This window comes from Lederbergia citrisecunda (genome assembly GCF_018343695.1).
Taxonomy (GTDB): Bacteria; Bacillota; Bacilli; order Bacillales; family Bacillaceae_C; genus Lederbergia; species Lederbergia citrisecunda.
In genome coordinates, this window is record NZ_JAGYPJ010000001.1 from 3,662,683 (window position 1) to 3,675,179 (window position 12,497).

Sequence of the window (12,497 nt, forward strand, 5' to 3'; positions counted from 1 at the left end):
GAGGAGATAAACATGCAAGGCATAAAAAATTTAATTATACAGCAAAATGAAATTCAATCGATTCTTTCTGGCATTGAAGAAAACCTTCGAGAACAACTAATAGCTGGATTATCAGGTTCGGCAAGAGCTGCATTCATTGCGGCAGCTGCAGAAAAAACCGGAAAATCGATTATCGTTATTACCCATAATCTTTTGCAGGCACAAAAGCTTTACGAGGATCTCACTCAATTTATAGATGAAGATGAGCTTTTTCTTTATCCTGCCAATGAATTGATTGCTGCAGAACTTAGTATTGCAAGTCCTGAACTGCGCGCCCAACGAATTGAAACACTTAATTACATGGTGTCGGGTGGTCGCGGTGTTTTTGTCGTTCCTATTGCTAGTTTAAGAAAAATATTACCTCCCCCATCCATTTGGCAAGGATATCAATTGCTTATTGAATTGGGGCAAGATTTAGATCTTGAACAAGATTTATTAAAGTTTATTCAAATGGGATATAGCAGAACGGACATGGTTAGTGCACCTGGTGAATTTAGTATTCGTGGAGGAATATTAGATATTTATCCTCTTACGGAAACGGATCCGATTCGCATAGAGCTCTTTGATACGGAAGTTGATTCGATACGAACTTTTTCCTTAGATGATCAGCGTTCTAAAGATAAAAGGAAGAGTGTGCTAATTGGTCCTGCTACCGAAACACCAATAAATAGTAATCAATTAGTGAAAATGGCAGATCAACTGGAAGCCGGGCTTTCACGCTCCTTGAAAAAGTTGAGAAATGAAAAAGCAAAGGAACTTTTATCCGAAAATATTGGATATGATCTAGAACAACTTCGTAACGGGCAAAAGCCAGAGCAATTTTATAAATATATATCTTATGCCTATGAGCCTGCTGCAAGTTTACTAGATTATCTTTCGGAGAATGGATTGCTCATTTTTGATGAATTAAGCCGTATTCAGGAAATGAATGAAAGCCTGGAAAAGGAAGAAGCGGAATGGCAAACATCCCTACTTGAACAAGGGGAAATTATTCACGACCTTCCTGTGTCAAATCCATTTTCTCAATTATTATCTAAACATCAGATCCCTAAAGTATATTTGTCTTTATTTATGAGACATATCTCGAATACAAATCCACAAAACATCTCCAATATTCCATGTAGGCTTATGCAAAATTTCCATGGTCAAATGCATTTGCTCAAAGGGGAAGTGGAGCGTTGGCAGAAAAATCGGTATTCCATTATTTTTCTAGCTCCTAATGCTGAGAGGGCGAAGAAAGTACAATCCGTTTTATATGATTATGAAGTGGAAGCATCCATTGTAAAGGATCCAGATCAAACGGTATCGGGGATCCAAATAATTGAAGGTGCTTTAAATACGGGTTTTGAGCTGCCATTAGCCAAAGTGGCTGTCATTACAGAAGAAGAAATATTTAATAAGAGAACTCGCAAATCAAAGCGCAGGCAAAAACTATCAAATGCTGAACGGATTAAAAGTTATTCCGAATTGCAGGTAGGAGATTATGTTGTCCACGTCAATCATGGGATAGGAAAGTATTTAGGGATTGAAACCCTTTTAATCAATGGGGTTCATAAAGATTATTTGAATTTAAGATATCAAGCGAATGATAAGCTGTATGTACCAGTTGAACAAATTGATCTCGTTCAAAAATATGTGGGCTCTGAAGGAAAGGAGCCAAAGGTATATAAATTAGGTGGAAGCGATTGGAAGCGTGTAAAGAAAAAGGTAGAGTCTTCAGTCAAGGATATCGCGGATGACTTGATTAAATTATACGCAGAAAGGGAAGCCGCCAAAGGGTACGCTTTTTCACCAGATAGTGATTTACAACGGGAGTTGGAATCTTCTTTTCCTTACCAAGAAACAGATGATCAGTTGCGTTCAATCGTGGAGATCAAACGAGATATGGAAAGAGAAAGACCAATGGATCGCCTACTCTGTGGGGATGTCGGTTATGGAAAAACAGAAGTCGCAATTCGTGCGGCGTTCAAGGCGATCATGGATGGAAAGCAAGTCGCTGTATTAGTGCCGACAACGATTTTGGCACAACAGCATTTCGAAACTATTAAGGAGAGATTTCAAGATTACCCAATTAATATAGGACTTCTAAGCCGTTTTCGTACTAAAAAACAGCAAACTGAGACGGCGAAAGGCTTAAAAAACGGTACAGTTGATATCGTAATTGGGACTCATCGTCTTTTATCAAAAGATATCCAATATGCGGAACTAGGTCTTTTAATTGTTGATGAAGAGCAGCGGTTTGGCGTTACACATAAAGAAAAAATTAAACAGATAAAAACAAATATTGATGTGCTGACATTGACGGCGACACCTATCCCAAGAACACTTCATATGTCCATGCTAGGGGTTCGTGATTTATCAGTCATTGAAACACCTCCGGAAAATCGCTTCCCTGTGCAAACATATGTAATGGAATATAATGGTGCACTTGTAAAGGAATCCATTGAGCGTGAGTTGGCGAGGGGCGGTCAAGTTTATTTTCTTTATAACCGAGTTGAGGACATTGAGAGAAAAACAGAGGAAATTTCAATGCTTGTCCCAGATGCACGGGTGGCGTATGCTCATGGGCAAATGACTGAAACAGAGCTGGAATCTGTTATTCTAAGTTTTCTTGACGGAGAATTCGATGTACTTGTGACAACAACAATTATTGAAACGGGTGTCGATATCCCGAATGTGAATACTTTGATCGTTCATGACGCGGATCGAATGGGACTTTCCCAACTTTATCAATTAAGGGGGCGTGTCGGTCGTTCCAATCGTATTGCGTACGCGTATTTTACGTATAGACGAAACAAAGTTCTCACTGAAGTAGCGGAAAAGCGATTACAGGCAATCAAAGAATTTACCGAGCTAGGTTCCGGTTTTAAAATTGCTATGCGCGACTTATCGATAAGAGGTGCCGGTAATTTGCTCGGTGCCCAACAGCACGGCTTTATTGATTCCGTTGGATTCGATTTGTACTCTCAAATGCTTAAAGATGCTATCGATGAACGGAAAGGAACGCTTCACGAACAAAAAGTCCCAACATTTGAAGTAGAGCTTGAATTAGACGCATATATTCCGGATTCGTATATTCGAGACGGTCATCAAAAAATAGAGATGTACAAACGCTTTAGAAATATTGATTCTCTTGATGAACTAGAAGAATTACAAGAGGAGATGATCGATCGTTTTGGAGACTATCCGAAACAAGTCGGATATTTATTTACTGTCGCTGAAATGAAAGTGTACGCTCGTCAATCCAAACTAGAGCTTATTAAGCAATCAAAATCTGAGATATCCATTTATATGTCAGAAGAAGGTACGAAAGAAATAGATGGAACAAAAGTCTTTGCGATATGCAACAGACACGGACGGATTGTTGGCCTCGGCATGGATGGTTCACGTTTGAAAATTACAATCCAAATAAATCGACTACAAACAGAAGAATGGCTCACGATTTCAACAGAAATTATGAAAGAATTGCAGAACGCTAAAAAGTAAAAAATTTGCTTTCATCTTCAAAAAAATGACTTAGAATGTATAGAACTCTCTAACTGAAAGATACTAAATTCAACTACCGATGGTAATGAATTGTAAAAACGGAAGCTTTTCTATAAATATTACGCTTAATTATTCTGAAAGCTTCCGAGAAATCATCTGATGAAAGAGAGGCAACTTAGGATGAAAGCAACTGGAATTGTTCGTCGAATTGATGATTTAGGAAGGGTAGTAATTCCAAAGGAAATTCGGAGAACCCTTAGAATTCGTGAAGGTGATCCATTGGAAATTTTTGTAGATCGTGATGGCGAAGTCATTTTGAAAAAATATTCACCAATCAATGAATTAGGCGATTTTGCTAAAGAATATGGTGAAGCACTATATGAAAGCTTGGGCAGCTCTATTTTGATTTGTGATAGGGATGCTGTCATCGCTGTTAGCGGCGGATCGAAAAAAGAATATTTGAATAAAAGTAATGGCGAAATCATAGAAAAAGCGATGTCGGATCGTACTTCCCATCTTGAGAAAAATCCTAGTAAAATTGCCTTAGTTGAGGGGCATGAGGAAGAACTATCCTCCTATACAATATCTCCAATCATCGCCAGTGGCGATCCAATTGGAGCGGTTGTAATATTCTCGAAAGACCAATCCATCGGTGATATAGAAAAAAAATCAGCGGAAACTGCAGCGAGCTTCCTTGCAAGACAAATGGAATCATAAAAGAAATAAAGAGAACCCGGAGAGAAATTCTTCGGGTTTTTGTGTGTTGTTAAATGGTGGATTATTTTTTGAATGACGGTCTGGTCAAATATCCATTAGGGAACATTATTTTTTTAACGGACATGCTCATTGTTTTATATCTCCTTGTACAATTTTTCTTTATTGCCTACAATGGGGATAATAGTTGAGGAAGGATGTGGAAAATGTTCATAAAATCTCGAACTGAAAGTAATGAGTTGCAGGTGTACAAGCTTTTAGACAAAAGGAAAGTTTTATCGATTGATGATGCGGTCCATTATGCTAGACTTGAAAAAGGCTATCAAGGAGAATTATCCTTCGATGAAAGAGTGGGAGGAATTTCGAAGGATTGGCTTGTTCTCAATGATTTACAACTAGAAAGTAACAGCACTCACTTCCAAATTGATTCAACCATCATATCGCAAAAATCAATATTGTTATTAGACATTAAAAATCACGAAGGAGATTATTATATCGAAGATGGCAGATGGTATTCCATCAACGGCAAAGAAATTTATAATCCAGTGCCTCGATTGGAAAGAAGTGAATTCCTCCTTCGGAGATTACTTCAAGATCACGGATATACGATCCCTATCCAAGCCTATCTTGTGTACGTTAACCCCGATTTCCACTTATACAACACCACCCGAAATCTACCTATTATTTTCCCAACTCAATTAAATCGTTTTTTTCATAAGCTACATAATATCCCATCAAATATAAATGAGCACCACAAGAATTTAGCACATAAATTGACTTCACTGCATAAAGAAGAATCACCTTTTACAAAACTACCGAAATATCATTATGAAGAACTTCGGAAAGGGGTTATGTGTGCTGTCTGTGATTCATTTTCTATTGAAGACAAGCGAATCGCCATAGTCTGTAAGAAATGCGGTCATATCGAAAATGTGGACTCGGCAATAATAAGAAGCGCAATGGAATATACTCTTTTATTTCCTCAACGAAAAATAACAACAAACGATCTGTATGACTGGTGTAAAGGATTAAAAACAAAGAGAACAATTCGAATGATTATATCGAAGCACTTTCAACATATTGGGCATGCAAAATCTTCATATTATGTAATCCGTAACGCTTAAGTCAAAAAACAACTTGAACGAATTTACTATCCCAAGACATTAATAAAAAACCTCTGTTTGAAGATTTAAGTAGCGGATAAGTTGCTCGCTCAGGTCCTCAAAGAGTAGATAGAGGTCTTAAGTACGGTAGAACTCGAGGTCTCAAGGCCACAAAGCGTCGAAAGAGGTCTTGACCATGGTAGAAGTCGCCGGCTCACGACCTCAAAGGGTATAGGGGTCTTGAGCACGGTAGAAATCGCGGTCTCACGACTTCAAAGCGCGATTGAGGTCTTAAGTACGGTAGAAAACGTTGGCTTAGGTCCACAAAGCGTCGATTGAGGTCTTGACCATGGTAGAAGTCGCCGGCTCACGACCTCAAAGAGTAGATAGGGTCTTGAGCACGGTAGAAAACGTTGGCTCACGACCTCAAAGAGTAGATAGAGGTCTTGAGTACGGTAGAAATCACTGTCTCACGACCTCAAAGAGTAGATAGGGGTTTTGAGTACGGTAGAAGTCGCGGGCTCAGGTCCTCAAAGAGTAGATAGAGGTCTTAAGTACGGTAGAAAACGTTGGCTTAGGTCCACAAAGCGTCGAAAGAGGTCTTGACCATGGTAGAAGTCGCCGGCTCACGACCTCAAAGAGTAGATAGGGGTCTTGAGCACGGTAGAAAACGTTGGCTTAGGTCCACAAAGCTTCGATTGAGGACTTGACCATGGCAGAAGTCGTCGGCTCACGACCTCAAAGAGTAGATGGGGTCTTGAGCACAGTGGAACCCGCGGTCTCACGACTTCAAAGCGCCGATTGAGGTCTTGACCATGGTAGAAGTCGCCGGCTTTACGACCTCAAAGAGTATATAGAGGTCTTGAGCACGATAGAAATCACCTGCTCACTAGATTAATTATGACAATCAATTTCTTTTATAAAGGAAATTAATGGATGAGGGCCGATATGCTATAATATTTTTTGTGAAGATTTTACGCAGAAAGGCGAGGGCGCGTTTGCCTAAAGAACAATCAAGTCAGTATATGCACGGAGCACTTATTTTAACGATGGCTGCTTTTATTGTTAAATTATTGAGTGCTGTATATCGGGTGCCTTTTCAAAACATAGTAGGTGACGTCGGTTTTTACATATATCAACAAGTTTATCCGATTTATGGAATTGCAGCTGTTCTTGCAAGTTCCGGTTTTCCAGTTATTATTTCTAAATTGGCGGCGGAAAGTGAGGGTGGGAAACGAAACCATCTTGCACATGGTTTGCAGGCTGCTTTTCTTACCCTTCTGCTTGTTGGAGTTGCGCTTTTTTCTTTCTTTTTTTTCGGGGCAAATTACATATCTATTTGGATGGGGGATGCTGCGCTAGCCCCTCTAATTAAAGTTTCTGCCTTTATGTTTTTGTTTTTACCGTTTTTATCAATATGGAGAGGTTATTTTCAAAGTATAGGAAATATGAAACCGACCGCTATTAGCCAAGTGGTTGAGCAACTAGCAAGGGTTACAGCTATCTTGCTTTTCGCTTCTATACTTATGTCAAAAGGATATTCCTTGTATGAGGTTGGAAGCGGTGCTGTGGCGGGGTCTGTACTAGGTACGGTTTTTGGACTTCTTATTCTTACTTTCTTTGTATGGAAACATAAAGCGATCCGACTATTGTTTGCAAAAGGGTTGTCTTTTCGTAAATTTTATAAAACAGCTCAAATCGTCCTCATTCACGGAACGGCTATTTGTTTAAGCGGGATGATTCTTATCCTTTTTCAAATGATTGATTCATTTAGTCTATATTCTTTACTCGTTCAATCAGGTGTAAGTGAAGAAGAAGCGAAAGTGTTGAAGGGGGTCTTTGATCGAGGACAGCCTTTATTGCAGCTAGGAACAGTAGCGGCTTCATCCTTTTCCCTAGCTTTAGTTCCGCTCATAGCATCCGCATGGTTGAGAGATGATGAGGAACTCATTTACAATAAAGCAACCAGCGCCATTAAAATAACTATGGTTATAGGCTTGGGGGCTGCTATAGGATTAGTAAACATTATGAGGCCAACGAATACCATGCTATTCGCAAATGGCGATGGGTCATCCGTTCTCGGTGTTTTAGCAATAGCGATTTTTTTTACCTCTATTATTTTGGTTTGTTCGGGAATTTTACAAGGATTGGGGCATGTATTTGCGCCTGGGAAGTACATATTGGCCGGTCTAGCTGTAAAAGCCGTTTCAAATTTCATATTTGTACCTTTTTTTGGCACGATGGGTGCTGCTGTTGCAACGATCATCGGTTTAGCAGTCGTATCCATCCTTATGGTGAAAAAATTAAATAAAAAAGTGGCCGTTCTAGCGGTTTTGAAAAAAATGGTGAACAGGCTGATTGTTGCGGGGCTTGCCATGACGGCAGTTGTGCAAATATGGATGCTTCTAGTTTCTTTGATGGGCGATGGCCGCTTGGTTTATGCATTCATGGCATTAAGTAGTGTGATGTTAGGAGCGGCCGTTTATTTGGTTATGATAGTAAAAAGTCATATATTAACTGCTGAGGAAATATCGCTGATTCCTTTCGGAGAGCGACTTGTAACAAAAGAGCGGGAAAGGAAGTAATGATGGAAAAGGAAATAGTAATTATCGGGATTGGATCAGGTGATTTAGATCAGCTACCGCTTGGAGTTTATAAATTATTGAAGCATGGTGGCCGTCTAATGTTAAGAACAAAAGAGCATCCTGTTGTGGAAGAATTGGTTCGTGAAGAAATCGTTTTTGAATCATTCGATGAAGTATATGAAAAACATGATCAATTTGAAGCCGTATATGAGGAAATAACCGATACGCTTTTAAAAATGGCGGAGACTGAAAAGGTCATATATGCTGTCCCTGGACACCCAATGGTAGCGGAGAGGACGGTTCAATTGTTAATAGAGCAAGGTCCTTTGCGTGGCATCGAAATAAAAATAGGCGGCGGCCAAAGTTTTTTAGATAGTTTGTTTGCAACTGTAAAAGTGGACCCGGTAGAAGGCTTTCAGTTGCTTGACGGGACGATGCTCCAAAAAGAGCAAATTAGGATTGATCAACATATAATTATTGCTCAAGTTTATGATACTTTCGTAGCGTCCGATGTAAAATTGACGCTAATGGAGAAATATCCGGATGATTATGAGGTTGTTATGGTCACTGCGGCGGGCAGTACATTGGAGCAGATTTCAAAAATTCCTTTATATGAACTAGACAGGCAAATGAAGCTGAATAATTTAACAAGCCTTTACGTACCGCCAATTACTACACGAGAGCTTTCGTATAAAGAGTTTTCAACGTTGAGGGATATAATTGCGGAACTTAGAGGACCTGACGGGTGTCCATGGGATAAAGAACAAACACATGAATCTTTGAAAAAATTTTTAATAGAAGAAGCGTATGAACTGCTTGATGCGATTGATCGAGATGATATAGAGAACATGATTGAGGAATTGGGAGACGTATTGTTGCAAATCATGCTTCATGCGCAAATTGGTGAAGATGAAGGAATGTTTTCGATAGAAGATGTCATTGCTGGTATTAGTGAAAAAATGGTCCGTCGTCATCCCCATGTATTCGCAGATGTTCAAGCAGAAGACTCTGAACAAGTGGTTGCGAATTGGGCAAAAATCAAGGAAAAGGAAAAAAGTTCAACAGAACATAAAAAGTCTCTACTAGAGGGAACGAGTAAGGGTTTACCTGCTTTGTTGAGGTCCTATGAGTACCAAAAAATCGCGGCAAAAGTCGGCTTCGATTGGGGTGCTCCTGAAGAGGCTTGGGAAAAAGTAAAAGAGGAAATGCAGGAATTTGAGGATGAATTGACGAATGGAAATAAGCATGAGCAGCTTTTGGAATTAGGCGATTTACTATTTGCAATGGTAAACGTAGCTAGACTGCTTGGTCTTCATCCGGAAGAAGCGCTGCAAACCTCAAATGAAAAGTTTTTACGCCGTTTTTCTTTCATAGAAGCAAAAGTGCATGAGAGTGGGAAACCTTTTGAGGAATACAGTCTAGAAGAGCTTGATCAATTTTGGAATGATGCAAAAAAAGCAGGATTATAAGAGGAGTGAAATAGATGGCAACAATGCGTTTAGATAAATTTTTAAAAGTATCACGATTAATTAAAAGGCGCACTCTCGCAAAAGAAGTAGCGGATAAAGGTAGAATTACAATCAATGGACAAATTGCGAAAGCTAGCTCCAACGTAAAAACTGGAGATGAACTAGAAATTCGTTTTGGCCAAAAAACAGTAACAGTCCAAATAGACGTACTTCAAGAATCTTCAAGAAAAGAAGAAGCTGCTAATATGTACACAGTGTTAAAAGAAGAAAAGGTTGCAGGAGACGACCTTTAGGTTCTAAAGTTCAAATACCTGGCTAGTAAACGAGAGATAAGTCAATATCGGCTCGACTAGTCTAGCTGCAGATGCTAGGAGCTCGATCAAATAACCTGAGGGATACAAGTCAAAATACGGACTTTTTGCCTCAGGTTATTTGCTTGTAGCCGCTGATCGAGTCCCTCTCGCTTTTCGTACAGCTTGTTCTATAATCCTATTTTCCCTCATATGTATTAAACAAAATTAGTACGAAAATGAGGGATGAAAATGAACCAATATTACGAATCTATGCCTTCAAAAGGAACACCGCCTGAACACGATGTTGTGATGAGAGGAAGAAAAATCCTCGATATTACAGGGGTGAAGCAAGTAGAAAGCTTCGATAATGAAGAATTCTTGTTAGAAACATCGATGGGCTTTTTGGCCATTCGTGGCCAGAATTTGCAAATGAAAAACCTTGATGTTGATAAGGGGATTGTTTCTATAAAAGGGAAAATATATGACCTTGTCTATCTAGATGATCACCACGGTGAGAAAGCAAAAGGATTCTTTGGGAAGTTGTTTCGATGAGTTTATCTACTCAGTTTTATACAATGCTTTCCATGATCGCCATGGGAAGCTTTTTTGGCGCATCTCTCGACACGTATCAACGGTTTTTAAATCGAAAGAATCGAAAAAAACTAATCGTTTTTGTCAACGATATATTATTTTGGATTATCCATGGGCTAATTGCTTTTTATATCTTATTTCTTGTTAATTACGGAGAACTTCGTTTTTACTTACTTTTGGCGCTTCTTTGTGGCTTTTCAGCATATCAAGCATTATTGAAGAAGTTTTACTTAAAAGTTCTTGAATTAGTTATACATTTGACGAAAGAAACCATTCGTTTTCTTTATAAGTTATTTATCACACTTATCTATACCCCGATCAAATGGCTCGTTTTATTTATAATAGGGGCCCTTTTGTTTCTGGGGAAGGTCCTTTTGTCCCTTGTAAAATTTATGGTAAAAGTGTTATTATGGGTGTTAAAGGTTGTCCTCTATCCGATAAAATTAATAGGTAAAGGACTTCTTCAGCTTGTTCCAAAGCAAGTTAAGCAGGCTTTTCAAAAATTATTTAATGTTTTGGAAGGATATTTTATCATTATCAAGAATGTAATGACTAAAGGGATTCATTTCATAAAAAAGATATTTCGTATTTAAAAAAGTAGAAGCGCCGGAGTTAGCCGGCAAATGCTTAACTTAAAAAATATAGACCTATTAAAAATACTTTCATTTCTTTTAAAAAGGAGGCCGGAGGATGGGAGTTAAAAAGATTAAACCGATCACTTCACTAGAAACGAACTATATGAAGCAGCAAGAAGTCCACATGAGAAGAACGGCGAAAAGAAAAAAACTGCTCATTCGAAGGCTATCTGTTTTCCTCATCCTAACAATGGCGTTATCCTATTTGGTCATCTCCACCTTTATTTTTAGAACAGATGTCCTGGAAACTAAGAAAAAGGAAGAAGCAGAGTTGGAAAAAACGTTGGCTGAGCTCGAGAAGAAACAAACAATGCTTGAGAACGAGATTGTGAAGCTAAACGATGATGATTACATAGCAAAACTGGCAAGAAGTGAGTATTTCCTTTCTGAGAAAGGCGAAATTATTTTTAATATACCAGAGCCAAAAAAGAAAAAGAAAGAAGATAAGGTGTCTTATTGACACTTTTTTTATAAGTTCTATATAATGTATAATAAGGCTTATTTTTTATACTTTAAGGAGGATCATTTTTTTTATGTCGATCGAAGTAGGCAGCAAGTTACAAGGTAAGGTAACAGGCATCACTCATTTTGGGGCGTTCGTTGAATTGCCCGAAGGCACAACAGGTCTTGTTCACATTAGTGAAGTAGCCGACAATTATGTGAAAGACATCAATGAACATTTAAAAGTTGGCGATGAAGTCCTAGTAAAGGTCTTAAATGTTGAGAAAGACGGAAAAATTGGCTTGTCAATCCGTAAAGCGAAAGATCAGCCACCTGCTCAATCTCATTCAAATCCACGTCCACGACCAAATCGAGTAAATGATGTTCGTACAAAAGAAAGCTTTGAACAAAAAATGAATAAGTTTTTGAAAGATAGTGAAGACCGCCTGTCTTCATTGAAGCGTCATACGGAATCGAAACGTGGTGGACGAGGAGCAAGAAGAGGTTAACTTGCTGTCTGTTTTAAATAAACGGGACTGCCTATATCACTAGGAGTGATTGGGCAGTTTTTTCGTTATTAAGGATTGCCGATATGATTATAAGTAGACTAGCATTAGTTTTTTTTAAAATGTTTTTATATTTAACGCATACAAATTCTATAAGGCCTCATATTCTTTACAATTTCTACAATTGTTCTTATAGCAATGTAGACATCATTTTTACATATTAAGGAATTTCGCAATTCGTGTAAAAATTTGATTGACAAGATTATAAGTCGTCTGTATTATAGACATTGTGCCTTTTATAAGGTCCATGGCGGCGTAGCTCAGCTGGCTAGAGCGTACGGTTCATACCCGTGAGGTCGTGGGTTCGATCCCCTCCGCCGCTATAACGAAAAGCGAAAGCGCCTGCCCAGCGGCGTACAAACTTCAAGGCCTTTGACTTATCGTAGGAAAAGGACAGGAAGTCTGCTAGGCGCAGTAGCTAGACAATACGAAAAGCGAAAGCGCCTTGTTTAGCCTCGACAAGCAATTGTTCTGAGGCAAAAAGGGCGCTTTTTTTTGCCTTTTTATGCCTCAGGTTATTTGACCTCGAGGGGCTAGGCGCTACAATAAAACACAAATACCAAATAGCAGAGCAA

Annotated in this window: 10 protein-coding genes and 1 tRNA gene; all 11 read left to right on the forward strand. The window is 38.9% G+C overall.

Annotation, left to right across the window (positions count from 1 at the left end):
- The first annotated feature begins 12 nt into the window (after positions 1-12).
- The 11 genes from mfd to KHA93_RS17875 all read left to right on the forward strand — a co-directional run bounded on the left by mfd (position 13) and on the right by KHA93_RS17875 (position 12,245).
- Positions 13-3,525, forward strand: a complete 3,513-nt coding sequence (gene mfd / locus KHA93_RS17825; RefSeq protein ID WP_213111955.1) for a transcription-repair coupling factor — start codon at positions 13-15, stop codon at positions 3,523-3,525.
- A gap of 180 nt (positions 3,526-3,705) precedes the next feature.
- The gene (spoVT, locus tag KHA93_RS17830; RefSeq protein ID WP_213111956.1) at positions 3,706-4,242 is read left to right on the forward strand and encodes a stage V sporulation protein T; all 537 of its coding nucleotides are present in this window, start codon (positions 3,706-3,708) and stop codon (positions 4,240-4,242) included.
- 203 nt (positions 4,243-4,445) lie between these two features.
- Positions 4,446-5,363: a nuclease-related domain-containing protein gene (locus KHA93_RS17835; RefSeq protein ID WP_213111957.1), complete on the forward strand. Its 918-nt coding sequence runs from the start codon at positions 4,446-4,448 to the stop codon at positions 5,361-5,363.
- Between the two features lie 944 nt (positions 5,364-6,307).
- The gene (locus KHA93_RS17840; RefSeq protein WP_213111958.1) at positions 6,308-7,927 is read left to right on the forward strand and encodes a putative polysaccharide biosynthesis protein; all 1,620 of its coding nucleotides are present in this window, start codon (positions 6,308-6,310) and stop codon (positions 7,925-7,927) included.
- Positions 7,928-7,929: 2 nt separating this feature from the next.
- Positions 7,930-9,396, forward strand: coding sequence for a bifunctional methyltransferase/pyrophosphohydrolase YabN (gene yabN, locus KHA93_RS17845; RefSeq protein WP_213113020.1), 1,467 nt, complete (start codon positions 7,930-7,932; stop codon positions 9,394-9,396).
- A gap of 23 nt (positions 9,397-9,419) precedes the next feature.
- Positions 9,420-9,689 carry an RNA-binding S4 domain-containing protein gene (locus KHA93_RS17850; RefSeq protein WP_213113021.1) on the forward strand — a complete coding sequence of 90 codons (270 nt, stop codon included), beginning with the start codon at positions 9,420-9,422 and terminating at the stop codon, positions 9,687-9,689.
- A gap of 249 nt (positions 9,690-9,938) precedes the next feature.
- Entirely contained in the window at positions 9,939-10,241 is a 303-nt protein-coding gene (gene yabP, locus KHA93_RS17855) for a sporulation protein YabP (RefSeq protein ID WP_213111959.1), read from the forward strand.
- Positions 10,238-10,873 (forward strand): spore cortex biosynthesis protein YabQ, encoded by a 636-nt coding sequence (yabQ, locus tag KHA93_RS17860; protein WP_213111960.1) that lies wholly within the window; start codon positions 10,238-10,240, stop codon positions 10,871-10,873. The genes yabP and yabQ overlap by 4 nt, the downstream gene beginning before the upstream one ends.
- Before the next feature lie 97 nt (positions 10,874-10,970).
- Entirely contained in the window at positions 10,971-11,375 is a 405-nt protein-coding gene (locus KHA93_RS17865; RefSeq protein WP_213111961.1) for an FtsB family cell division protein, read from the forward strand.
- A gap of 73 nt (positions 11,376-11,448) precedes the next feature.
- The gene (locus tag KHA93_RS17870; RefSeq protein ID WP_213111962.1) at positions 11,449-11,865 is read left to right on the forward strand and encodes a S1 domain-containing RNA-binding protein; all 417 of its coding nucleotides are present in this window, start codon (positions 11,449-11,451) and stop codon (positions 11,863-11,865) included.
- A 306-nt stretch (positions 11,866-12,171) separates the two neighbouring features.
- Positions 12,172-12,245: transfer RNA gene (locus KHA93_RS17875), tRNA-Met, on the forward strand.
- The last annotated feature ends 252 nt before the right edge of the window (positions 12,246-12,497 follow it).